Genomic DNA, 22,729 nt, shown 5'->3' on the forward strand with positions numbered 1-22,729 from the left:
GCCCACACGGCCCCGGCCCACACCCGCGCCGTGTGGGCCCGCACCCGTGCGGGCTCGCGCCCGGCTGGGCGGTGCCCACCCGCCGTGTGGGCCCGCGCCCGCGCTGGGCGGCACCCCGGCCCACCCCCCGTGTGGGACCCGCGCCCATGCGGGGCGGCGCACACCGCCGTGTGGGCAATCGTCCCGCTGGGGCGGGACGGGTGGGCACACGGGACGGCGCCCTCCAGCGGCGCCTCCGCATTCCGCGCCTGGACCCGCACCCCAAGCGGCGGCGCACAAGGTGGTGCGGGTCGGGGCGCGGGAGCCTCTGGCGCCGGCAGGGCGCGGGTCCGTTGTGCCCACCCGTTCCGCCCCAGCGGAACGATTGCCCACAACGGGGTGGGCGCCGCCCCGGCGGGAGGCGCGCCCGCAACGGATCAGCCCGTGCGGAGGGACCAGCCCCGTTCCTGCAGGGCCGAGCCCAGAACCCGCGCCGCCGACGGCTCGACCATCAGCTGGACCAGGCCCGCCTGCTGCCCCGTCGCGTGTTCGATGCGGACGTCCTCGATGTTGACCCCCGCACGCCCCGCGTCGGCGAAGATGCGGGCCAGCTCGCCCGGCTGGTCGCTGATGAGGACGGCGACGGTCTCGTAGACCGCGGGCGCGGCACCGTGCTTGCCGGGAACGCGGGCCCGCCCCGCGTTCCCGCGCCGCAGGACGTCCTCGACGCCCGTCGCCCCGTCGCGCCGTTCGTCCGCGGAGGCGGACTGGAGGGACCGCAGCGCGCGCACGGTCTCGTCGAGGTCCGCGGCGACGCCGGAGAGGACGTCGGCGACGGGCCCGGGGTTGGCGGAGAGGATCTCGACCCACATGCGCGGGTCGGAGGCCGCGATCCGGGTGACGTCGCGGATGCCCTGCCCACAGAGCCGTACGGCGGACTCGTCGGCCTCCTCCAGGCGCGCGGCGACCATCGAGGACACCAGCTGCGGGGTGTGGGAGACCAGGGCCACGGCCCGGTCGTGGGCGTCGGCGTCCATGACGACGGGGACGGCCCGGCAGAGGGCGACGAGCTCCAGGGCGAGGTTGAGGACCTCGGTGTCGGTGTCCCGGGTCGGGGTGAGGACCCAGGGCCGGCCCTCGAAGAGGTCGGCGGTGGCGGCGAGCGGCCCCGAGCGCTCCTTGCCGGACATGGGGTGCGTGCCGATGTACGCGGTGAGGTCGAGGCCCAGCGCCTCCAGCTCCCGCTTCGGCCCGCCCTTGACGCTGGCCACGTCCAGGTAGCCGCGGGCCAGCCCGGCCGTCATGACCTCGGCGAGGGTGGCGGCCACGTGCGCCGGCGGTACGGCGACGACGGCGAGGTCCACGGGGCCTTCGGGCGCCTCGTCGGTGCCCGCGCCGAGCGCGGCGGCGGTGCGGGCGCGCGCCGGGTCGTGGTCGCGCAGGTGGACGGTGACGCCCCGGCCGGCGAGGGCGAGGGCGGCGGAGGTACCGATGAGACCGGTACCGATGACGAGCGCTGTTCTCACTGGGCGATGTCCTTGCGCAGGGCGGCCGCGGCACCGAGGTAGACGTGCGCGATCGACGACTTGGGCAGTTCGGTCTCGACGTGGGCGAGGAGCCGGACGACCCTCGGCATCGCACCCTCGATGTCGAGTTCCTGTGCGCAGATCAGGGGGACGTCGACGATCCCGATGTGCCGGGCCGCGGCGGCGGGGAAGTCGCTGTGCAGATCGGGCGTGGCCGTGAACCAGATGCTGATGAGGTCGTCGGTGGTGAGCCCGTTGCGTTCGAGGACGGCGGTGAGCAGCTCCTCGACCTGCTCGCGCATGTGTCCGGCCTCGTCCCGCTCCAGCTGGACGGCTCCTCGGACCGCTCGTACCGCCACGTCGTGCTCCTTCGCCTGCGTCAGTGCTCCGTTCAGCCTAGTCAGCGGCGGGGGCGGCGCGCCGTACCGCCCGCCCTCCGAGACGGCGGGCGGGCGTCCGGACGCGGTCAGAGCCGCTGCCGGCGGATGATCTCCTCCAGGGAGGCACCCGGGGGCAGCGAGCCGTTCGGGGTCAGCTGGTCGACGGCCTGGGGCAGGGTCTGCGCGATCTCGTCGGCGGCCTGCTGCGGGGTGAGGCCGGCTTCCGCGGCGACCTTCTGGAGGGTGTCGTCGGGGAGGGCCTCGGCGATCTGGGCACCGCTGACGGCCTGGTTCTCGCCGGTGCCGACCCAGGACTGCGTCTGGTCGGTGAGGCCGGACCTGGTGAGCATGTCGAGCAGGCCGCCGAGCGGGTTCGAGCCGTTGCCGCTGCCGCCCTGCCCGCCCATGAGGGCGCCCAGGAGGGAGCCGAGGAGGTTGCCGCCGCCCTGCCCGCCGCCACTGCTGCTGCTGCCGCCGAGGAGGCTCCCGAGGAGACCGCCGAGGTCGTTGCCCGCCATGGTCCTGCCTTTCGTTCGGTACGAAACACGCCCAATCTCACCCGAACCGGGGTGTTCCGCCACTCGGAGTAGGCGGCGGGCGCAGGCAGGCGTGTTGCGGGCCCCGGGGGCGATGCGCGACGAAGCTGGCGGCATGACTTCAAGCTCCACGACTCGCCGTACCGTCCTGTTCGCCACGGCGGCCCTGACGACGGGCTGCGGCTCGGGCGGCGGCGACGGCAGCGGTACGAACACGAGTGCGCCGACCGCGAGCGAACCGGCCCCCACCGCGAGCGGACCGACCTCGACCGGCACGGCCACCCCGACGGGCGCGGCCACCCCGACGGCCACTTCCTCCCCGACCGGCACGGCCGCTCCGAGCGGCCCCGCGCCCCTTGCCAGGACCTCCGAGATCCCGGTCGGCGGCGGCACGGTCTTCGCGAAGGAGAAGGTGGTCGTGACGCAGCCGGCGGCGGGCGAGTTCAAGGCGTTCTCGGCGATCTGCACCCACCAGGGCTGCACGGTGAACAAGGTCGTGGACGGCACGATCGACTGCCCGTGCCACGGCTCCAAGTACCGCATCGCCGACGGTTCGGTGGCGGCGGGCCCGGCTCCCCGTCCCCTCCCGGCGGAACAGATTATTGTCTCGGGGGAGACGATCACCCTCGCGTAATCTGCCGGGCATGACTCCGGACGAGCTGGTGCGCGAGCACACGATCTACTCCTGCGTGATGGGCTCGCGCGCCTTCGGTCTGGCGACCGAGGGCAGCGACACGGACGTACGGGGTGTCTATCTCGCCCCGACGCCGCTCTTCTGGCACTTCGACAAGCCCCCGGCGCATGTGGAGGGCCCGGGCGAGGAGCAGTTCAGCTGGGAGCTGGAACGCTTCTGCGAGCTCGCCCTGCGCAACAACCCGAACGTCCTGGAGTGCCTCCACTCCCCCGTCGTCGAGCACGTCGACGACTGGGGCCGCGAGCTGCTCTCGCTGCGCGGGGCCTTTCTGTCCCGCCGGGCCCACCGGACCTTCGTGCGGTACGCGGCCGGCCAGCGCCGCAAGCTCGACGCCGATGTCCGCCAGTACGGGCATCCCCGCTGGAAGCACGCCATGCACCTGCTGCGGCTCCTGACCAGCTGCCGCGACCTGCTGCGCACGGGCGAGCTCCGCATCGACGTCGGCGAGGACCGCGACCGTCTCCTCGCGGTCAAGCACGGCGAGGTGCCCTGGCCGGAGGTCGAGTCCTGGATGAACCGCCTCCAGGACGAGGCGGACCGTGCCCACGACACGACCCCGCTCCCCGACGCCCCCGACGAACCCCGCATCCAGGACTTCCTGATCCGCGCCCGCCGCGCCTCAGCCGTGACCGAGCTCTAGCCGGGCCCGTACGACGAGGTCGTGCAGCGCGTCGTGGCCTCGGGTCGCCTCCGGGAGCCCCGAGGCCGCCTGAGCCTCGTCCAGGACCCCGTGCAGGGCCTCCGTCTCGGCCCGTACGGCATCGGGGTCCACCTCGGCCCGCCCGTGCTCGGCCGCAGCCTTCGCCGCGACGAGGCCGGGCAGCCGGGCGGGCGCCTCGGCCACCTCCTCGACCAGGGTCGGCAGATGGGCCTGCACCTCACCCGAACGCATCAGGTGGATGCCGGTGAGCAGGGCCCGGTAGGTGTACAGCAGCGGCTTGAGCTCGCCACTGCTCTCGAAGAGCCGCCACTGCGTCCCCGCGAAGCCGCGGTAGTGATGAGCGTGGTGGCGGGTGAGCATCTCCGGCACGAGGGAGACCAGCTCGGCGTGGGTCTCCGTCGTGTGGGCCACGAGCGGGGAGGTGAGCTGCTCCAGGACGTAGCCGTTGCGGCGCAGCATCAGCCGGGCGAACTTCCGCAGGTCGTGGGTGACGAGGTCCATCTCGACGCCGTCCCGGTCCCACATCCGGCTCCGGGTCTCCTCCGGCTCGCGGAGGCCTATGAGGGCGTCCACGGGCAGCAGGTGCGCGCCGCGCAGGTCCACGTCCGAGTCGCGGGACGGGAAACCGTACAGGTGCGCGCCGGAGACCGTCGCGAAGAGCAGGGGGTCGGGCTGTTCCGCGACGACGGCGGAGAGGTCCAGGTCCAGGGTGAGCGTCATGGATCAAGCGTCCCAGAGCGCACCGAAGGTCAGCAGGTCGCTGCGGTACTCGACGCGCTCCGCCCACTCCTTCGGCCAGGCGTCCGCGCCGAGGTGGGCGCCGGCGAAGGCGCCCGCGAGGGCGGCGATCGAGTCGGAGTCGCCGCGGGTGCAGGCGGCGCGGCGGAGGGCGGTGAGGGGCTCGTCGGGGAAGAGCAGGAAGCAGAGGAGCCCGGTCGCGAGGGCCTCCTCGGCGATCCAGCCGTCGCCGGTGTACTCGCAGGGGTCGAGCTCCGGGTCGGCCGTGCGCTGGACGGCGTCGAGGCGCTCCAGGACGGCCAGGCACTCGTCCCAGCCGCGCCGGATGAAGTGGAGGGCGTCGGGGTCCTGGGAGCGGGTCCACAGGTCGCCGAGCCAGTGCTCGTGGTAGCGGGAGCGGTTCTCGTACGCGTAGGAGCGCAGCTGTCCGACGAGCCCGGCCGGGTCCACGCCCTGCGCGAGCAGGTACACGGCGCGGGCGGTGAGGTCCGAGGCGGCGAGCGCGGTGGGGTGACCGTGGGTCAGGCCCGACTGGAGCTGCGCTGCGCCGGCCCGCTGCTCCTCGCTGAGGCCGGGGACGAGCCCGATGGGCGCGACGCGCATGTTGGCGCCGCAGCCCTTGGAGTGGATCTGGCTGGCGTCCTGCCAGAGCCGGTCGCCGTCGAGGAGCATGCAGGCGCGCAGGCAGGTGTTGCCGGGGGCGCGGTTGTTCTCCGGGGAGTGGTACCAGTCGACGAACTCGTCACGGACGGGCCGGGCGAGCCGCAGCGGGGCGAGCACGCCCCGGTCCATGGCGGTACGGATGCCGCGGGCGAAGGCGAGGGTCATCTGGGTGTCGTCGGTGACGTATGCCTTGCCGTTCCTGACGGGCAGTGCCATCTCCCGCCAGGATCCGCACTTCGAGAGGATCGACGGGACGTCGTTGAACTCGGTCGGGAATCCCAGCGCGTCGCCGAGCGCAAGCCCGATCAGGGAGCCGGTCGCCGCCTGCTTCGTGGCGGTGCGGGTGAGGTTCATGCGGGGCGTCCTTCCGGTCGCAGGAGGGGCGGGTGGAGGGTCGTGGCCCCGCCCGCCCGGTAGAGAGCGGCCGGTTTCCCCCGTCCGCCGGTGAGGCGCGGCGGTCCTTCCACGGCCTGCACGAAGCCGGGCGTGGTGAGGACCTTGCGCCGGAAGTTGGGGCGGTCCAGTTCGACGCCCCAGACCGTCTCGTAGACCTGCCGCAGCTCGCCGAGCGTGAACTCGGGCGGGCAGAAGGCGGTCGCGAGGCAGGTGTACTCCAGCTTGGCGCCGACCCGTTCGTGGGCGTCGGCGAGGATCCGGTCGTGGTCGAAGGCGAGACCGCCGTGCGTCCCGTACGGGATCCACCGGGCCTGTGCCGCGTCGCCGCCGCCGCGCGGTTCGGGTGGGTCGGGTACGAGCGCGGTGAAGGCGACGGAGACGACCCGCATCCTCGGGTCGCGGTCCGGTTCGGTGTAGGTGCGGAGCTGTTCGAGGTGGAGGCCCGCGACGGTGGCCTCGGAGAGCCCGGTCTCCTCGGCGAGTTCGCGGCGGGCGGCCCGTTCGGCGGATTCGCGCGGCAGCACGAAGCCGCCGGGCAGGGCCCATGACCCGGCGTACGGCTCCTGCCCGCGCTCGACGAGCAGGACGTGCAGGCGCTCCTCGCGGATCGTCAGGACGGCGAGGTCGACGGTGACGGCGAACGGCTCGAAGGCGTACGGGTCGTAGCCCTCGGGGGCCCGGTGGGCGGTCATCGGCGCTCCGGCTGGGGGTCGGTGAGGTGCCAGCCCTCGGCCAGCAGCGCGTCGACGGCGGCGACGGCCGCCGCGAGCCGCTCCTCGTGGGGGCCGGTGAGGACGGCGGTGCGGCGGCCGGTGTGGGCGAGCTGGGTGAGGAAGCGCGCGGTCATCCAGGGCCGCAGGTGCTCCCCGTCGCGCAGTCCGTCGGCCTCGAAGTCGACGCCCCGGTGGTCGGTGAGCAGCCAGAGGTGCTGCCGGCCGAGGGCGGCGATCTCGCCGGTGGCGCGGCTGGTGGTGCCCATGTACCGCTCGTGCCAGATGGTGGTGGCGAAGGCGTCGGTGTCGCAGAAGAGGACGGGTGAGCCGTCCCGGGCGGCCTCCTCCTCCAGCTCGGACTGGCGCTGGGCGATGACGGGGAAGTCGGAGGAGCGGAAGACGAGCTCGGACCGGTCGGCGCCGGGGCGTTCGGCGCGGAGTTCGGCGAATCTGAGTGCGGCGTACTCGCGTCCGTACTCCGGTACGTAGCGCGTGCGGGCCCAGACGCCGCCGCGCCGCCGGTAGTGGTCGACGAGGGCGCGGGCCATGGTGGTGGTGCCGGTGGACTCGGCGCCGAGGATGACGACCCGCCGGGTGAGGGCGGCCCGCACCGGCGGTTCCAGGTGGTCCCAGAAGCGGGCGGGGTCCGCGCTGACGGCGGTGTCGGTGAGGTGTGCGGGCTCCCGGGCGACGAGGACGGTCTCGGCGGGCGAGTGGCGACCGAGCTCGTCCTCGTACGACTCCCTCTCCCCGTACGACTCCTCCCCGGACGACTCCCCGTACGACGAGGTGAAGACCGCGTCGACGCGCTCGGGCACGGCGGCGTCCCAGGCGTCACCCCAGGCGGCGCCGACGACGAGCACGTCCGGGTGGATCTCGCGCATCCAGGAGACCCGGTCCTCCAGGGAGAGGGTGTCCGCCGAGGCGCCGCGCACGAGCACCGTGAGGCGCTCGCAGCGGTCGCGCGCGGTGCGGACGAGGTGGTGGTGGCCGGCGTGCGGCGGATGGAACCTGCCGGGGACGAGGCCGTGGCCGTGGCGCTTCATTCGGTGCCCCCCGCCATGGGCGGCCATGCCCCTTCGGCGCGCGTCGTGCGGCGCGCCGGAAGGACGTCGAGACCTGATCCACCCCCGTGGGTCCAGGTCCTCCGGCCGTACATGGCGGGGCTCACCTCCGATCTCTTTAAGAGTCACCTTGACTATAAAGCGATCGGGTCATCACCCACAAGGCCCGGGCACGACGAAGCCCGTGACCGCCGGGCGGTCACGGGCTTCGTCGGTACGGCGGGGGGCCTTACATGCCGACTTCCTTCATCAGCATGCCGACCTCCGTGTTGGTCAGGCGGCGCAGCCAGCCCGACTTCTGGTCGCCGAGGGCGATCGGGCCGAAGGCGGTGCGCACCAGCTTCTCGACCGGGAAGCCCGCCTCGGCGAGCATCCGGCGCACGATGTGCTTGCGGCCCTCGTGGAGGGTCACCTCGACCAGGTAGTTCTTGCCGGTCTGCTCGACGACGCGGAAGTGGTCGGCGCGCGCGTAGCCGTCCTCCAGCTGGATGCCGTCCTTGAGGCGCCGGCCGACCTCGCGGGGCAGCGGGCCGGTGATGGCGGCCAGGTAGGTCTTCTTGACGCCGTACTTCGGGTGCGTGAGGCGGTGGGCCAGCTCGCCGTGGTTGGTGAGCAGGATGATGCCCTCGGTCTCCGTGTCGAGCCGGCCGACGTGGAACAGCCGGGTCTCGCGGTTGGTGACGTAGTCGCCGAGGCACTGGCGGCCGTCGGGGTCCTCCATGGTGGAGACGACGCCGGACGGCTTGTTCAGCGCGAAGAACAGGTGCGACTGGGTGGCGACGGTCAGGCCGTCCACCTTGATCTCGTCCTTCTCCGGGTCGACGCGCATGCCCTGCTCCAGGACGATCTCGCCGTTGACCTCGACGCGGGCCTGCTCGATGAGCTCCTCGCAGGCGCGGCGCGAGCCCATGCCGGCGCGGGCGAGGACCTTCTGCAACCGCTCGCCCTCCTGCTCGGCGCCGGGGAAGGTCTTGGGGGTCTTGATCTCGGGCTTGCCGGCGTACCGCTCCCGGTTGCGCTCCTCGGTGCGGGCGTCGTACTCGCGCGAGCGGGCGGGCGCCGTACGGCCGCCGCCGCGCTGCGGCGACTGCCGGGGGCCGCCCTTGGCGCCGCCGCGCGCGGCCTCGCCACGCCCGCGCTTGGGGCCGTCCGAGGAGGGGCTGTAGCGCTCGTCGTACGTGCGCTCCTCCGGGCGCGCCTTGCGCGGGCTGGAGGAGGAGCCGCTCGGCCGGCCGCCGCCGCCCTGGCCCGGACGCCCGCCGCCCTGGCCCGGACGCCCGCCGCCCTGGCCCGGACGCCCGCCGCCCTGGCCGGGACGTCCGCCGCCCTGGCCCTGCCGGTCGTCGCGGCCGTTGCCGGCGCCGCGGTAGTTCCCGCGCCCGCCGCCACCGCCGCTGTTGCCGCGGCCGCCGCCGCTGCCGCCGCGGCCGCCGCTGTTGCCACCACGGCTCCCGCCGTTGTTTCCGCTGCTGTTCCTGCCGCTGCTGCTTCGCATCAAAGTTCCGTCTTGTCGTCTACGTCTGCGTCCGGGTCGAACGACGGGACGCCTTCCAGGGAGTCCGGCTCGACCGCCTCGGCCTCGGGGAGGAAGGGGGCGAGTTCGGGGAGTTCGTCCAGGCCGCGCAGGCCCATCCGCTCCAGGAAGTAGTTCGTCGTCCTGTACAGGATCGCACCTGTTTCGGGTTCCGCGCCCGCCTCCTCCACCAGACCCCGCTGGAGGAGGGTGCGCATGACCCCGTCACAGTTCACCCCGCGCACCGCGGAGACCCGCGAACGGCTGACCGGCTGGCGGTACGCGACGACCGCCAGGGTCTCCAGAGCCGCCTGGGTGAGCCGCGCCTGCTGCCCCTCCAGGACGAAGGCCTCGACGGCCGGGGCGAAGGCGGCGCGGGTGTAGTAGCGCCAGCCCCCGGCGACCCGTCGCAGCTCGAAGCCGCGGCCCTGGGAGGTGTACTCGTCGGCCAGCTCGTGCAGGGCGTCGGCCACCTCGCGCGGGGTGCGCTCCAGGACCTTGGCGAGGTGGGCCTCGGTGGCGGGCTCGTCGACGACCATGAGGACGGCTTCGAGGGCGGGCTTGAGGTCGCTCATGCGGTGGCCTCCTGGTCGAATTCGTCGGTCACGGACCCGGAAGGGTCCGTCTCGCCGCCGGTCCAGGAGACCGTGAGGTCGCCCAGGGCGGTCTCCTGGTCGAGGGCGACGGCCTTCTCCCGGTAGAGCTCCAGGAGGGCGAGGAAACGGGCGACGACGGTGAGGGTGTCGCCGGCGTCCTCGATCAGCTCCCGGAAGACGGCCGTCCCTCGCTCCCGGAGCAGCGCGACGACCACGGCGGCCTGGTCCCGGACGCTGACGAGCGGGGCGTGGATGTGGTCGATGTACACCTGGGGTTCGGCCTTGGGCTGCATGGCCTTGACGGCCAGCTTGGCGAAGCCCTCGGCGCCGATGGAGATGACGACCTCGGGAAGGAGCTCGGCGTGGTGCGGTTCGAGTCCGACGGTGCGGGGGTGGCGGCGGCCCTCGGCCTCCCAGCGCTCCTCGAAGATCTCGGCGATCCGCTTGTACGCGCGGTACTGGAGGAGCCGGGCGAAGAGCAGGTCGCGGGCCTCCAGGAGGGCGAGGTCGGCCTCGTCCTCCACCTCGGCGGCGGGGAGCAGCCGGGCGGCCTTGAGGTCGAGCAGGGTGGCGGCGACGACGAGGAACTCGGTGGTCTGGTCGAGGTCCCCGTCGGGCCCGAGGGCCCGCAGGTGCGCCATGAACTCGTCGGTGACCTGGGAGAGGGCGACCTCGGTGACGTCGAGCTTGTGCTTGGTGATCAGCTGGAGGAGCAGATCGAAGGGCCCCTCGAAGTTCGAGAGCCGCACGGTGAACCGCCCGTCCCGCCCCTCGGGCACCTCCGCGGCCCCGGAAACCTCGGGGACCTCGGGCGCCACAGGCGACCCGGGCGCCACGGGGACCTCCCGTACCTCCGGGACCGCGGGCGCCGCGGGGCTCTCTTGTACCTCCGGGACCTCGGGGTGCTCGCGTACCTCCGGGACCTCGGACACCGCGGACGGCCCGAACGCCGCGGGGACCTCTCGTACGTCCGGAACCTCGGGGTGCTCTCGTACCTCGGAGACCTCGGAGACCTCGGACGCCCCGGGCGTCACGGGGACCTCGCGCACCTCCGGGACCCCGGGGGCATCGGCGGGTGCGGGCTGTGCGACCGGCGCCGGCGCCCCCGCCGTCGCGCCCGGGCCGCGGCCCAGGAGGCGGCGGCGTGGGCGGGACGTTTCGTCAGGGGTGTGGTGCACGGAGGGTCCAGGGGGAACGAGGAGGACGGCAGCCCGCAGGCTACCGTCAGCGGCCGCGGAGGCGGCGGACGAGGATGCTCGCGTCGCCGCGGGACTCCAGGTCCGCCAGGACCACGGCGACCGCCTCACGGACGATCCGGCCGCGGTCGACCGCCAGGCCGTGCTCGCCGCGCAGGACGAGCCGGGCGTGCTCCAGGTCCATCAGCTCCTCGGCGGAGACGTAGACCGTGATCTTCTCGTCGTGACGCTCGCGGCCGCTGGGCCGCCGGTTCGGGGTCCGGGCGCCGCGCCGCCGGGCCGCCCCCGCGGGGGCGGGCACGGAGGCGGTGGGCGCGGCCTTGGCGGCCGGCCCCTCGGGCTCGGCCGTCCGGGCGCGGGGCTCCGTGGCCTCGGAGTCCGCCGGGGCGTGCTCGGCGGAGCCCTCGGCCGCCGGCGGCTCGCTCTCGGCCGCCGGTGCCGGGACCGCCCGGCGGGGTGCGGACGCCTGGAGCGCCGTCCCCCCTGTCGTACGGAAGAGTTCGTCGGCTCCGGGCAGACTCACTCGGCGTGACACCGGGCGAGCACCTCCCTGGCGAGCTGGCGGTAGGCGGCGGCGCCCACGGAGTTGGAGGCGTACGTGGTGATGGGCTCGCCGGCGACCGTGGTCTCCGGGAAGCGGACCGTACGGCCGATGACCGTGTGGTAGACGTGGTCGTCGAAGGCCTCGACGACGCGCGCGAGGACCTCACGGCTGTGCACGGTCCGGGAGTCGTACATCGTGGCGAGGATGCCGTCGAGCTCCAGCTCGGGGTTGAGCCGCTCCTGCACCTTCTCGATGGTCTCGGTGAGCAGCGCGACACCGCGCAGCGCGAAGAACTCGCATTCCAGCGGCACGATGACCTTGTGAGCGGCCGTCAGGGCGTTCACGGTCAGCAGGCCGAGCGAGGGCTGACAGTCGATCACGATGTAGTCGTAGTCGTTCATCAGCGGCTTCAGGGCGCGCTGGAGCGTGGACTCGCGCGCGACCTCGCTGACCAACTGGACTTCGGCGGCCGAGAGGTCGATGTTGCTCGGCAGCAGGTCCATGTTGGGCACGGCGGTCTTGAGGAGCACCTCGTCCGCCGACATGCCCCGCTCCATGAGCAGGTTGTAGACGGTGAGGTCGAGCTCCATCGGGTTCACGCCGAGGCCGACCGACAGGGCTCCCTGCGGGTCGAAGTCGACGAGCAGCACCCGTCGTCCGTACTCGGCGAGCGCGGCACCCAGGTTGATGGTCGACGTGGTCTTGCCGACGCCGCCCTTCTGGTTGCACATCGCGATGATCTTCGCGGGTCCGTGGTCGGTCAGGGGACCCGGGATCGGGAAGTACGGCAGGGGCCGTCCGGTGGGGCCGATCCGCTCGCGGCGCTGGCGGGCAGCGTCGGGTGCGAGGGTGGCCGCGTACTCCGGGTCGGGCTCGTACTCGGCGTCGGGGTCGTAGAAGTGCCCCTCGGGCACCTCGTCGTAGGCGGCGAAGTGGGTGGACTCTCGGCCCATCTCGTTGCCGGCCGTGGCGTTCACGTGTAGGCCGTCCATCGTCTTCATCGTGTGGGCACTCGTCATGGGCTGGTGCGTCGCGAAGGTCCGCACCGCGACGGAGCCGATCGGGGCACCTGGCGCACCGCTCCCGGGAGTAAATGTCGACTCATTCACAAGTCGTCTTACCTCCTTGGATGTGACCAGGAACATTTATCGATAGGTCAGCGTGGCACCATGCCGACGGTTGGCGACTCTATGGCGTGTCACCGCTCCGCAGCAACACAATCCGCCGGACCCGGCCCGATGTGTCGGCAACCGAACACGTCTCTGTCAAGGGTGCGCAGGCATGCATCCACACGTTTCAGGGGTGTGCGAAACGGTTAAAGGGTTACGTTCGAGGCGAGTTGCCCGAACGTTTCGGCGGGGCCGCAGACGCACCCGGCCGGACCTTGTCGAACAAGGTCCGGCCGGGTGCGTGATATTGACGGCACGCGTTGACGGGGCCTCCGTCAAAGAGCCTTCGGGGTCAGGCGAGGAGGCTGCTCAGCTCGACGTGCTCGAGGCCGTGCGCCTCGGCGACCTCCTTGTAAACCACCTTGCCGTCATGGGTGTTGAGACCCAGACCGAGGGCGGCGTCGCGGCGCAGCGCCTCGACCCAGCCGTTGTTCGCCAGCGACACGATGTAGGGCAGCGTGGCGTTGGTGAGGGCGTAGGTGGAGGTGTTCGGGACCGCGCCCGGCATGTTGGCGACGCAGTAGAAGACCGAGTTGTGGACCTGGAAGGTCGGCTCGGCGTGGGTGGTCGGGTGGGAGTCCTCGAAGCAGCCGCCCTGGTCGATCGCAATGTCGACAAGGACACTTCCGGGCTTCATCTTGGCGACGAGCTCGTTGGTGACCAGCTTCGGGGCCTTGGCACCCGGGATGAGGACGGCGCCGATGACGAGGTCGGCCTCGATGACGGCCTTCTCCAGCTCGAAGGCGTTGGAGACGATCGTCTTGACCTTCGTGCCGAAGATCTTGTCGGCCTCGCGGAGCTTGTTGATGTCACGGTCGAGCAGGGTCACGTGGAAGCCCATGCCGATGGCGATCTGCACGGCGTTCCAGCCGGAGACGCCGCCGCCGATGACGACGCACTCGCCGGCGTGGGTGCCGGGGACGCCGCCGGGGAGGACGCCACGGCCGCCGGCCGAGCGCATCAGGTGGTAGGCGCCGACCTGCGGGGCCAGGCGGCCCGCGACCTCGGACATCGGGGCGAGCAGCGGGAGCGCGCGGTTCGCGGTCTCGACCGTCTCGTACGCGATGGCGGTGGTGCCGGACTCCAGGAGCGCGTCCGTGCACTCCTTGGAGGCGGCGAGGTGCAGGTAGGTGAAGAGGGTCTGGTCCTTGCGGAGGCGGTGGTACTCCTCCGCGATGGGCTCCTTGACCTTGAGCAGCAGGTCGGCCGTGGCCCAGACCTCGTCGGCGGTGGCGAGGATCTCGGCGCCGGCGGCGACGTACTCCTCGTCCGTGATGGAGGAGCCGACACCGGCGTTCTGCTCGATGAAGACCTGGTGGCCGTTGCGGACGAGCTCGTGGACACCGGCAGGGGTGATGGCCACACGGAACTCGTTGTTCTTGACCTCGCGGGGGATGCCGACCTTCATCGTCGATCACGGTCCTTGAATCAGGGGGGATATCTGGGGCACTGCGATACATACCCGGATGCACTGCGGCGCACCGGGGCAGACCACGTTCGAACGCGGCGCACCCAGTCTAATGAAGGAGTTCCTGCTGTCTAGCCTTTCAAAGTACTAATCTTCGCCGGAGCCACTGCGGATTTCGTAGGCTGATGGTTCCGTTTCCAGGAGTCTCTCGGCCGCAGACCTGTGCAGCCCGGCCGCCGCGGGGTCGCCGAGCCGGTCGAGGGTGTCGGCCAGCCGCAGCTGGAGCGCGGCCTGGAGCCGGGTGTCCTGGGCCCGACGGGCCCACTCCACCGCTTCCTCGCAGGTCCGCAGGGATTCCTCGGGCCGTCCGGCGTACTCCTGGACGCGGGCCGCCTCGCTCAACGCCCGCGCGTGGCCCGGGAGATCGGAGAGCCTCCGGTAGCCGGCCGCGGCGGCGCGCCAGCTCCGCAGCGCCTCCCCGTACCGCCCGGCATAGGTCTGTACGGCTCCGAGGCGGGCGTAGAGGCGGGCCTGGTCGGCACGCTCGTCCCGGGCCAGGCGCTGGGCGAGCGCCCGCCCGTACCAGTCGCCGGCCCGCTGCCAGTCCCCCAGCTCCTGATACGAGCCACCTACGGATTCCATTGCGCGACCGGTCGCATACGGGTCATTTGCTTTGCGTCCGGCATCCAAAGCCGACCGATATCGCAGCAGAGCGTCCTTCGTCCTGCCGGTCCTGGCATCGAGATCGGCCAGGTTCAGCAGGGCCGCGGCCCGCTCGCGGTGCAGCCCGCGCCGCTCGGCCACGTCCAGGACGAGCCGGTGGAGGCCGTACAGCTCGGGGGCGGCGGCCTCGGCGCCCCGGTGCGCCGCGAGCGCCCTGACGAGCGAGGCGACCAGTCGGCGGGCGAGGGTGTCGAGCTCCCCGTCGGCGACGGCGAGCCGGGCGGAGGCCAGGAGTACGGCCTGCCGGGAGTCCAGCCAGGCGGCGCCCGCGGCCGCGCTCGGGAAGCGCAGGGCGCGCGGCAGGCCGGCCAGCTTCCGGCGGGCGGGCGAGCCCTCGGGTTCGGTGACCGCACGGCAGGACTGGAGGAGCCGTACGGTCCGCTCCAGCATCCGGGCCCGGGCGAGCTGCACCTCGGCGGGCCGGTCGTGCTCCTCCAGCTGAGCACGAAGGAGGGGTACGAGATGCGCGCGCACCTCGTACTGTCCGTCCTCGCCGCCCGAGACGAGCCCCAGGGCGGCGAAGTCGGCGAGGGTGGTCGCGGCCGCGGAGACCGAGCAGCCGGCCAGCGCGGAGGCGGTGTGGGCGTCGGCCCGGCCCAGCGGGGCCAGGGCGAGGAATCGCAGTATCCGGGCGGCGGTGGCGGGCAGCGCCTCGTGCGCGAGGAGGAAGGTCCGGGTGACGGGGTCGCCGGTGCGCCCGCGCAGGCGCTTGGCGAGATCGGCGACGGAGGCCTTGGGCCGGCTCGACAGCCAGCCACCGGCGAGAACGACGGCGGCGGGCAGTCCCCCGCACTCCTCGACCAGGGTCTCGGCTGCCTGCGGGTCGACGGTGATGCGGACGGAGCCGGTGAAGCCGGTCAGCAGCTCGATGGCCGACTTGGGGTCGAGCCCGCCGAGGGTGCAGGGCCGGACGTCGGGGATGCCGGTGAGGGGCCCCCGGGCGACCCCGACGACCAGGGCGTCGGGGTTGTCGGGGATGAGGGGGTCGGCCTGCTCGGCATCGACGGCGTCGTCGAGGACGAGCACGGCCCGACGGTCGGCGAGCGCGCCCCTGACGAGCTCGGTCAACTCGTCCTCCCCCGCCCCCGGCGGCTCGGCGACCCCGAGCGCGGCGAGGAGTTCCTGGGCGACGCGCGCGGTGGGGACGGGGTCGCCGCCGGGCTCGGTGAGCCGGGCGCGGAAGACGCCGTCGGGGTAGCGGTCGGCGAGCCCGGCGGCCAGCTCCTCGGCGAGGGCGGTCCGTCCGGAGCCGGGCTTGCCGGCGATGAGCAGGACCCGGGCGCGGGGCGCCTTGCGGCCGGTGAGGGTGTCGAGGCCGGTCCGCTCGATGTCGGCGCGCAGGGCCTTCAACTCCCGCTGCCGGCCGAAGAACTGCCGGCTGCCGGCTGCCGCCACAGCCTGATCCGTCACGGGCCACGCTCCCGTCTCACCTGCGCACGAGCCGATCCCGCGGGGGGCTCCGCACGGGCGATCCCGAGCGTAGTTCAGGGCGGAAGGCGGACCTGGCGGAGCAGCGCGGACAGTTCCCCCGATCGGATCAGCAGATCGTCATACCGCACCCCCGATTACGGGCCCACGCCCCGCCGTTGTGGCCAACCGTTCCACCGGGTCGACACCCGCCCACCCGTTACGGGCATGCGCTCCGCCGGGCCGGCGCCCACCCCGATGCGGGCACCCGTTCCACCGGGGCGGCGCCCACCCCGTTGCGGGCACCCGTTCCGCCGGGGCGGCGCCCACCCCGTTGTGGGCAATCGTTCCGCCGGGGCTGCGCCCACCCCCACCCCGTTGTGGGCAGGCGTTCCGCAAGGGGCGGAACGGGTGGGCACAACGGACCCGCGCCCTGCAGGCGCCAGAGGCTTCCGCGCCTGAACCCGCACCACGATGTGCACCGCCGCTTGGGGTGCGGGTCCAGGCTCGGAACGCGGAGGCGCCGCTAGAGGGCGCCGTCCCGTGTGCCCACCCGTCCCGCCCCAGCGGGACGATTGCCCACACGGGCGGGGGCACCGCCCAGCGCAGGGCGCGGGCCCCGGTCCGGTAGGGCTACGCCTCGAACGGCCTGGCCGGCCAAGGCGCGGAAGCCAGGCGGAGTACCTCAAGGCCGCCCCCCGCCCGCGCCGCCGCCACCGCCAGGACCCCCACCACGAGGCAGCTGTTGTGCAGCTCCCCCGCCAGCGCCCCCCGCACCAGCTCCCCCAGCGGCACTCGCGCCAGCTCCATGTCGGCCTCCTCGTCGGCGACCTCGTACCGCTCGCCCTCCGCCTCCGCGAGGTCCCGCGCCAGGAAGATCCGTACGGCCTCGTCGGAGCCGCCGGGCGAGGTGTAGAGGTCGGTCAGGACCCGCCAGTCCTCCGCCTTGACGTGCGCCTCCTCGTACAGCTCGCGCTGGGCGGCGTGCAGCGGGTTCTCGCCGGGCACGTCGAGGAGCCCGGCCGGGATCTCCCAGAGCTTCTGCCGCACGGGGTGCCGGTACTGCCGGAGGACGACCACGCGGTCCTGCTCGTCGAGGGCGAGGACGGCGACGGAGCCGGGGTGGACCTGGTAGTCGCGGCGGGCGACGGAGCCGTCCGGCATGACCACGTCGTCCGTGCGGACACTCGTCTTCTTGCCCGTGAAGGGGGTGGTGGTGGCGACGACCCGCCACTCCTCCGGGGTGTCCTGCACCTGCATCAATTGCCTCCCACAGACGAAAACCGGGGTGCCGGTCCCCCAGAGGGACCCGCACCCCGGCAACGTTACGCCGTACTACTTCGCCGTCTTGCGCTCCACGGCAGCCTTGACCAGGCCCGCGAAGAGCGGGTGCGGGCGGGTCGGGCGGGACTTCAGCTCCGGGTGCGCCTGGGTGGCGACCAGGTAGGGGTGGACGTCCTTCGGGTACTCGACGAACTCGACGAGCTTGTTGTCCGGGGAGGTGCCGGAGAAGACCAGGCCGGCCTTCTTCTCCAGCTCCGCGCGGTAGGTGTTGTTCACCTCGTAGCGGTGACGGTGACGCTCCTCGACGTACGGCTCGTCGGCGTAGGTCTCGCGGACGATCGAGCCCTCGGCGAGCTTCGCCGGGTAGAGGCCCAGGCGCATCGTTCCGCCCAGGTCGCCGGCGCCCTCGACGTACGCCAGCTGCTCCTCCATCGTGGAGACGACGGGGTGCGCGGTGGCCGGGTCGAACTCGGTGGAGTTGGCGTCCGGGATGCCCGCCAGGTTCCGCGCGGCCTCGATGACGATGCACTGCAGGCCGAGGCAGATGCCGAGCAGCGGCACCTTGTTCTCACGGGCGTACTGGATCGCGCCGATCTTGCCGTTCACACCGCGGTCGCCGAAGCCACCGGGGATCAGGATCGCGTCGACGTCGCCGAGCTGCTTCTCGGCACCGGCCTGCGTCTTGCAGTCGTCGGAGGTGACCCACTTGACCTTGACGCGGGCCTTGTTGGCGAAGCCGCCGGCGCGCATGGCCTCGGTGATCGAGAGGTAGGCGTCGGGCAGGTCGATGTACTTGCCGACGAGCGCGACCGTGACCTCGTGCTCCGGGTTGTGGACGCGGTCCAGGAGGTCCTCCCAGACGGTCCAGTCCACGTCACGGAAGGGCAGGTCGAGCTTGCGGACGACGTAGGCGTCCAGGCCCTCGGTGTGCAGGACCTTCGGGATGTCGTAGATCGACGGGGCGTCGATGGCCGCGACGACCGCGGCCTCGTCGACGTCGCACATCAGCGAGATCTTGCGCTTGATGGCGGTCGGGACCTCGCGGTCGGCGCGCAGCACGATCGCGTCGGGCTGGATGCCGATGTTGCGCAGGGCCGCGACGGAGTGCTGGGTCGGCTTGGTCTTCAGCTCGCCGGAGGGGCCGATGTAGGGCAGCAGCGAGATGTGCACGACGAAGACGTTGTCGCGGCCGACCTCGTGGCGGACCTGGCGGACGGTCTCCAGGAAGGGCAGCGACTCGATGTCGCCGACCGTGCCGCCGACCTCGGTGATGACGACGTCGACGTCGTCGGTCGCCATGCGGCGGATGCGGCCCTTGATCTCGTTGGTGATGTGCGGGATGACCTGCACGGTGTCGCCGAGGTACTCGCCACGCCGCTCCTTGGCGATGACCTGCGAGTAGACCTGGCCGGTGGTGACGTTGGCCGAGCCGTCGAGGTCGACGTCGAGGAAGCGCTCGTAGTGGCCGATGTCCAGGTCGGTCTCGGCGCCGTCGTTGGTGACGAACACCTCACCGTGCTGGAAGGGGTTCATCGTGCCCGGGTCGACGTTCAGGTACGGGTCGAGCTTCTGCATCGTGACCCGCAGACCCCGGGCCTTGAGGAGCGCACCCAGGCTGGAGGCGGTCAGGCCCTTGCCGAGGGAGGAGGCGACACCCCCGGTGACGAAGATGTGCTTGGTCGTCGTGGTGTTGGGCGGCATCGCCAAGAGGGGGCTCCCGTGGTCGCGTTCTGGAGGTGCGTACCGGCGTCCCCTCCGGAAGAATCGGGGGGTGCCGTCGCTGCGGTTTCGGGGTCCTCGGCTGTCGCCGTTTCCCACCGGTCCACGGGGTACCAGGGTATCAGCGACATCGGGAGACCGCTTCCGGCCACACGCGGCAGTCGGGTGTTCACGGACGGCGACGCGGCCGTCCGTGCCGGGGGAAGGCGCAGCTCACCCGGGTGGAGCAGCGCGCGGCCCGTGTGATCACTTCGGTCGCCGGGGTGGCACGTATTCTGCTCGGAACCGTCCGCCGCGGAGGCCGGCGCGCCCGCCGCTCAGGCAGGCCCGTCCCGCCGAGGAGGCCGGCGTCGCCCGCCGCTCAGGCAGGCCCGTCCCGTCGAGCAGACCCGCTCGTCATGTCGAGCCGACCCGCTCGAAACGTCGGGCCGGCCCGTTCGACCCGCCGAACAGACCGGTTCGTCCCGCACACTGGCCTTGCCGACAATCGCACAGACATCACGCACATCAGCAGCAAGCGCCCCCTCGGGGGCGGACGTGGCCGTACGACTGGAGTGAAGCACGTGGCCGGGCGCATCGAGGATTACGCACTCATCGGAGACATGCAGACCGCCGCCCTGGTCTGCCGGGACGGCAGTGTCGACTGGCTGTGTCTCCCCCGCTTCGACTCGCACGCGGTCTTCGCCGGGCTGCTCGGCACCGAGGAGCACGGATTCTGGCGGGTGGGCCCGGCGGGTCCGGCGGACGCGGAGGCGGCCCCGGCCGACCGGCGCCGCTACGTGGGCGACTCGCTGATCCTGGAGTCCGAGTGGGACACCCCGCGCGGCACGGTCCGGGTGATCGACTTCATGCCGCCGCGCGACGGCGCGCCGCAGCTGATCCGGATCGTCGAGGGCGTCTCGGGCCGGGTGCGGATGCGTTCCTCGCTGCGGATGCGGTTCAGCTACGGCCGGATCGTGCCCTGGGTGCACAAGGTCGGGGAGCGTACGGTCGCGGTCGCCGGGCCCGACTCGGTGTGGCTGGACACCGACGTGGAGACGCACGGCAAGGACCTGACGACGTACTCCGAGTTCACGGTCACGCCCGGGGAGCGGATCACCTTCACGCTCTCCTGGCAGCCCTCGCACAAGGAGCCGCCGGCGCTGCCGGACCCGGAGGGCTCGCTGGAGGCGACCGCCGATTTCTGGCGCGAGTGGGTCGAGCACTGCACGTACCACGGCCCGTACCGGGAGGCCGTGATCCGTTCGCTGATCACCCTGAAGGCGCTGACGTACGCGCCGACGGGCGGGATCGTCGCCGCGCCGACGACCTCGCTGCCGGAGGAGATCGGCGGCGTACGGAACTGGGACTACCGCTACACCTGGCTGCGGGACGCGGCGATCACCCTCTCCTCGATGCTCCGCACCGGCTACCGCGAGGAGGCCCGCGCCTGGCGGGACTGGCTGCTGCGTGCCGTCGCGGGCGACCCGGAGAACCTGCAGATCATGTACGGGATCGCGGGTGAGCGGGAGCTCGGCGAGGCGGAGCTCGACTGGCTCCCGGGGTACGAGAACTCCGGCCCGGTCCGGGTCGGCAACGGCGCGGCGAACCAGCTCCAGCTGGACGTGTACGGCGAGGTCACGGAGGCCCTCCACCTCGCGCACATGACGGGCCTGTCCCGGAACGACTACGCCTCCCTGCTCCAGATCAAGCTGATCAACTACCTGGAGAAGCACTGGGACCAGCCCGACGAGGGCATCTGGGAGGTCCGCGGCCCGCGCCGCCACTTCGTGCACTCCAAGGTGATGGCCTGGGTGGCCGTGGACCGCACGATCAAGCTGATCGAGTCCGGGGACGCCGACGGCCCGCTGGAGCGCTGGCACGAGCTGCGCGACGAGATCCACCGGGACGTCTGCGAGAAGGGTTACGACAAGGAGCGGAACACCTTCACGCAGTCGTACGGCTCCCAGGAGCTGGACGCCTCGCTGCTGCTGATCCCGCAGATGGGCTTCCTGCCCCCGGACGACAAGCGGGTCATCGGCACGATCGAGGCGATCCAGCGCGAGCTGTCCACGGAGGACGGCTTCGTGCTGCGCTATCCGACGGCCGGCGAGGAGGCCGGAGTGGACGGCCTGGAGGGCGACGAGGGCGCGTTCCTCGCCTGTTCCTTCTGGCTGGCGGACGACCTGGCGATGATCGGCCGGGTCGACGAGGCGCGCACCCTCTTCGAGAAGCTGCTCGCACTCCGCAACGACCTCGGGCTGCTCGCCGAGGAGTGGGACCCGCGGCTGCAGCGGCAGGTGGGGAACTTCCCGCAGGCCTTCAGCCACGTCCCGCTGATCGACACGGCGCTGCGGCTGACGGCGAGCGGGGCGTACGGCGGCTGAGGGGCGCCCCCAGGGGGCCGGACCTACGATGAGAAGGTCCCGTCCCCCCGTACGAAAGGGGGGCTCCCATGGCTCCCCATGTCTCCGAGAGCGCCCTGGCCGGACTGGTCGAGGATCTGGCCGGCGAGGTGATCACGCCCGGTGATCCGGTCTACGACGAGGCCCGCGCCCTGCACAACGGCATGATCGACCGGCGTCCGTCGGTGATCGCCCAGTGCACCACCCAGGCCGACGTGTCCAACGCGATCCTGTTCGGCCGCGAGGCCGAGCTGCCGATCGCGGTCCGCGGCGGCGGGCACAGCGTCGCCGGGACCTCCATGATCGACGGCGCGCTGATCGTCGACCTCCGCCGGATGCACGGCGTCGTGGTGGATCCGGAGGACATGACGGTACGGATCGAGGGCGGGGCCACGATGGCCCATCTGGACCACGCCTGCCAGCCGTTCCAGGTGGCGACCACCGGCGGCCGGGTGTCCACCACCGGCGTCGGCGGTTTCACGCTCGGCGGCGGATCCGGCTGGCTGGAGCGGAAGTTCGGTCTCGCCAGCGACAATCTGCTGGCCGCCGACCTGATCACCGCCGAGGGCAAGCACGTCCACACGGACGCGGAGGAGAACCCGGAGCTGTTCTGGGCGCTGCACGGCGGCGGCGGCAACTTCGGGGTGGCGACCTCGCTGACGATGCGGCTGCACCCGCTGCCCCGGATGAGCCTCGTCATGCTGCTGTTCCTGCCGGAGAACGCGCCCGAGGTGGTGCGCACGTTCCGCGACCTCGGGCTGACGGCACCCGACGAGATGGGTGGCGGCGCGATCTACATGCCGGCGCCCCCGGAACCGTTCATACCCGAGGATCTGGTCGGGAAGCTGGTGTGCGGGGCGGTGTTCACGTACGCCGGGCCGGTGGAGGAGGTCCGCGAGTTCGCGGCGCCGCTGTTCGCGCTGAAGCCCGTGGTGGAGATCGTCACGGACATCCCGTACGTGGACCTGCAGTCGATGATGGACGACCCGCCGGGGCTGCGGAACTACTGGTCGGCCGAGTACCTGCGGGAGTTCGGCGACGAGGCCGTGGACGTCTTCTGCTCCCGCGGCGCGGGGATCCCGGCGGGCACGGCCACCCAGCACGTGCTGTTCCTGATGGGCGGGGCCGTGGCCGCCGGGCCCTCCCAGTACCCGCAGCCGTGGCGCACCGCGCCGTGGGCGGTGCACCCGTTCGCGACCTGGGAGGACCCGGCGTACGACGAGCAGGCGAAGCAGTGGGTGCGCGATGTGCGGGCCGATGTGCGGCCGTGGGCGCTCGACGCGACGTATCTGAACTTCGTCGGCGCCGAGGGCGAGCAGCGGATTGTCTCCTCCTTCGGGGAGAGGAACTACCGCCGGCTCTCCGCCGTGAAGGCCCAGTACGACCCCGACAACGTGTTCCGGTACAACCAGAACATCGTCCCGGCCGGCTGAACC

The 22,729-nt window shown here is 72.5% G+C and carries 20 protein-coding genes; 4 read left to right on the plus strand and 16 right to left on the minus strand.

Annotated features, from left to right (window positions below; translation table 11 throughout):
- Window positions 1-416 precede the first annotated feature (416 nt).
- From AC07AW_RS23195 to AC07AW_RS23205, 3 genes are all read right to left on the minus strand, one after another.
- Window positions 417-1,505: a prephenate dehydrogenase gene (locus tag AC07AW_RS23195; protein WP_478817355.1), complete on the minus strand. Its 1,089-nt coding sequence runs from the start codon at window positions 1,503-1,505 to the stop codon at window positions 417-419.
- A complete protein-coding gene (gene aroH, locus AC07AW_RS23200) occupies window positions 1,502-1,864 on the minus strand; it encodes a chorismate mutase (protein ID WP_359511260.1) in 363 nt (120 codons plus the stop codon). Before aroH ends, AC07AW_RS23195 begins: the two co-directional genes overlap by 4 nt.
- Before the next feature lie 107 nt (window positions 1,865-1,971).
- On the minus strand, window positions 1,972-2,403 hold the full coding sequence (locus tag AC07AW_RS23205; protein ID WP_478817356.1) for a YidB family protein: 432 nt from the start codon (window positions 2,401-2,403) through the stop codon (window positions 1,972-1,974).
- A gap of 133 nt (window positions 2,404-2,536) precedes the next feature.
- Between AC07AW_RS23205 and AC07AW_RS23210 the strand changes: the two genes are divergently transcribed.
- Both AC07AW_RS23210 and AC07AW_RS23215 read left to right on the plus strand, forming a co-directional pair.
- Complete coding sequence (locus AC07AW_RS23210; RefSeq protein WP_478817357.1) at window positions 2,537-3,055, plus strand: Rieske (2Fe-2S) protein; 519 nt, start codon at window positions 2,537-2,539, stop codon at window positions 3,053-3,055.
- A 10-nt stretch (window positions 3,056-3,065) separates the two neighbouring features.
- A complete protein-coding gene (locus tag AC07AW_RS23215) occupies window positions 3,066-3,755 on the plus strand; it encodes a nucleotidyltransferase domain-containing protein (RefSeq protein WP_478817358.1) in 690 nt (229 codons plus the stop codon).
- Here the strand turns inward: AC07AW_RS23215 and AC07AW_RS23220 are convergent.
- The 13 genes from AC07AW_RS23220 to AC07AW_RS23280 all read right to left on the minus strand — a co-directional run bounded on the left by AC07AW_RS23220 (window position 3,735) and on the right by AC07AW_RS23280 (window position 18,891).
- Complete coding sequence (locus AC07AW_RS23220; RefSeq protein WP_478817359.1) at window positions 3,735-4,496, minus strand: nucleotidyltransferase domain-containing protein; 762 nt, start codon at window positions 4,494-4,496, stop codon at window positions 3,735-3,737. The two genes, AC07AW_RS23215 and AC07AW_RS23220, sit on opposite strands and share 21 nt — an antisense overlap.
- A 3-nt stretch (window positions 4,497-4,499) precedes the next feature.
- Window positions 4,500-5,531 (minus strand): ADP-ribosylglycohydrolase family protein, encoded by a 1,032-nt coding sequence (locus AC07AW_RS23225; protein ID WP_478817360.1) that lies wholly within the window; start codon window positions 5,529-5,531, stop codon window positions 4,500-4,502.
- On the minus strand, window positions 5,528-6,265 hold the full coding sequence (locus AC07AW_RS23230) for an NUDIX hydrolase (protein WP_478817361.1): 738 nt from the start codon (window positions 6,263-6,265) through the stop codon (window positions 5,528-5,530). Before AC07AW_RS23230 ends, AC07AW_RS23225 begins: the two co-directional genes overlap by 4 nt.
- Window positions 6,262-7,332, minus strand: a complete 1,071-nt coding sequence (locus AC07AW_RS23235) for an AAA family ATPase (RefSeq protein ID WP_478817362.1) — start codon at window positions 7,330-7,332, stop codon at window positions 6,262-6,264. Before AC07AW_RS23235 ends, AC07AW_RS23230 begins: the two co-directional genes overlap by 4 nt.
- Before the next feature lie 247 nt (window positions 7,333-7,579).
- On the minus strand, window positions 7,580-8,845 hold the full coding sequence (locus AC07AW_RS23240) for a pseudouridine synthase (RefSeq protein ID WP_478817363.1): 1,266 nt from the start codon (window positions 8,843-8,845) through the stop codon (window positions 7,580-7,582).
- A complete protein-coding gene (gene scpB, locus AC07AW_RS23245; RefSeq protein ID WP_392154250.1) occupies window positions 8,845-9,438 on the minus strand; it encodes an SMC-Scp complex subunit ScpB in 594 nt (197 codons plus the stop codon). The genes AC07AW_RS23240 and scpB overlap by 1 nt, the downstream gene beginning before the upstream one ends.
- On the minus strand, window positions 9,435-10,637 hold the full coding sequence (locus tag AC07AW_RS23250) for a segregation and condensation protein A (RefSeq protein WP_478817364.1): 1,203 nt from the start codon (window positions 10,635-10,637) through the stop codon (window positions 9,435-9,437). Before AC07AW_RS23250 ends, scpB begins: the two co-directional genes overlap by 4 nt.
- Window positions 10,638-10,683: 46 nt before the next feature.
- Window positions 10,684-11,178: a hypothetical protein gene (locus AC07AW_RS23255; protein WP_478817398.1), complete on the minus strand. Its 495-nt coding sequence runs from the start codon at window positions 11,176-11,178 to the stop codon at window positions 10,684-10,686.
- Window positions 11,175-12,200 carry a ParA family protein gene (locus tag AC07AW_RS23260; RefSeq protein ID WP_030212665.1) on the minus strand — a complete coding sequence of 342 codons (1,026 nt, stop codon included), beginning with the start codon at window positions 12,198-12,200 and terminating at the stop codon, window positions 11,175-11,177. The genes AC07AW_RS23255 and AC07AW_RS23260 overlap by 4 nt, the downstream gene beginning before the upstream one ends.
- Window positions 12,201-12,660: 460 nt before the next feature.
- Window positions 12,661-13,776 carry an alanine dehydrogenase gene (gene ald / locus AC07AW_RS23265; RefSeq protein WP_478817365.1) on the minus strand — a complete coding sequence of 372 codons (1,116 nt, stop codon included), beginning with the start codon at window positions 13,774-13,776 and terminating at the stop codon, window positions 12,661-12,663.
- Between the two features lie 147 nt (window positions 13,777-13,923).
- On the minus strand, window positions 13,924-15,909 hold the full coding sequence (locus AC07AW_RS23270; protein ID WP_478817366.1) for an AAA family ATPase: 1,986 nt from the start codon (window positions 15,907-15,909) through the stop codon (window positions 13,924-13,926).
- A gap of 630 nt (window positions 15,910-16,539) precedes the next feature.
- Window positions 16,540-17,166, minus strand: coding sequence for an NUDIX domain-containing protein (locus tag AC07AW_RS23275; protein ID WP_478817367.1), 627 nt, complete (start codon window positions 17,164-17,166; stop codon window positions 16,540-16,542).
- A gap of 75 nt (window positions 17,167-17,241) precedes the next feature.
- Window positions 17,242-18,891, minus strand: coding sequence for a CTP synthase (locus AC07AW_RS23280; RefSeq protein ID WP_392154903.1), 1,650 nt, complete (start codon window positions 18,889-18,891; stop codon window positions 17,242-17,244).
- 581 nt (window positions 18,892-19,472) lie between these two features.
- On the opposite strand from AC07AW_RS23280, the gene AC07AW_RS23285 reads away from it, so the two are divergent.
- Window positions 19,473-21,275 (plus strand): glycoside hydrolase family 15 protein, encoded by a 1,803-nt coding sequence (locus AC07AW_RS23285; protein ID WP_478817368.1) that lies wholly within the window; start codon window positions 19,473-19,475, stop codon window positions 21,273-21,275.
- Between the two features lie 68 nt (window positions 21,276-21,343).
- Window positions 21,344-22,726 (plus strand): FAD-binding oxidoreductase, encoded by a 1,383-nt coding sequence (locus tag AC07AW_RS23290; protein ID WP_478817369.1) that lies wholly within the window; start codon window positions 21,344-21,346, stop codon window positions 22,724-22,726.
- The last annotated feature ends 3 nt before the right edge of the window (window positions 22,727-22,729 follow it).

It is taken from the genome of Streptomyces sp. NPDC044003, assembly GCF_056435185.1.

What these genes read in the sequence shown, in the direction of transcription:
- ald (WP_478817365.1), bottom strand. Translation starts at nt 13,776, where the DNA reads ATGAAGGTCGGCATCCCCCGCGAGGTCAAGAACAACGAGTTCCGTGTG.
- AC07AW_RS23260 (WP_030212665.1), bottom strand. Translation starts at nt 12,200, where the DNA reads ATGAAGACGATGGACGGCCTACACGTGAACGCCACGGCCGGCAACGAG.
- AC07AW_RS23290 (WP_478817369.1), top strand. Translation starts at nt 21,344, where the DNA reads ATGGCTCCCCATGTCTCCGAGAGCGCCCTGGCCGGACTGGTCGAGGAT.
- AC07AW_RS23230 (WP_478817361.1), bottom strand. Translation starts at nt 6,265, where the DNA reads ATGACCGCCCACCGGGCCCCCGAGGGCTACGACCCGTACGCCTTCGAG.
- AC07AW_RS23240 (WP_478817363.1), bottom strand. Translation starts at nt 8,845, where the DNA reads ATGCGAAGCAGCAGCGGCAGGAACAGCAGCGGAAACAACGGCGGGAGC.
- AC07AW_RS23210 (WP_478817357.1), top strand. Translation starts at nt 2,537, where the DNA reads ATGACTTCAAGCTCCACGACTCGCCGTACCGTCCTGTTCGCCACGGCG.
- AC07AW_RS23220 (WP_478817359.1), bottom strand. Translation starts at nt 4,496, where the DNA reads ATGACGCTCACCCTGGACCTGGACCTCTCCGCCGTCGTCGCGGAACAG.
- AC07AW_RS23205 (WP_478817356.1), bottom strand. Translation starts at nt 2,403, where the DNA reads ATGGCGGGCAACGACCTCGGCGGTCTCCTCGGGAGCCTCCTCGGCGGC.
- AC07AW_RS23280 (WP_392154903.1), bottom strand. Translation starts at nt 18,891, where the DNA reads ATGCCGCCCAACACCACGACGACCAAGCACATCTTCGTCACCGGGGGT.
- AC07AW_RS23235 (WP_478817362.1), bottom strand. Translation starts at nt 7,332, where the DNA reads ATGAAGCGCCACGGCCACGGCCTCGTCCCCGGCAGGTTCCATCCGCCG.
- AC07AW_RS23225 (WP_478817360.1), bottom strand. Translation starts at nt 5,531, where the DNA reads ATGAACCTCACCCGCACCGCCACGAAGCAGGCGGCGACCGGCTCCCTG.
- AC07AW_RS23215 (WP_478817358.1), top strand. Translation starts at nt 3,066, where the DNA reads ATGACTCCGGACGAGCTGGTGCGCGAGCACACGATCTACTCCTGCGTG.
- AC07AW_RS23275 (WP_478817367.1), bottom strand. Translation starts at nt 17,166, where the DNA reads ATGCAGGTGCAGGACACCCCGGAGGAGTGGCGGGTCGTCGCCACCACC.
- scpB (WP_392154250.1), bottom strand. Translation starts at nt 9,438, where the DNA reads ATGAGCGACCTCAAGCCCGCCCTCGAAGCCGTCCTCATGGTCGTCGAC.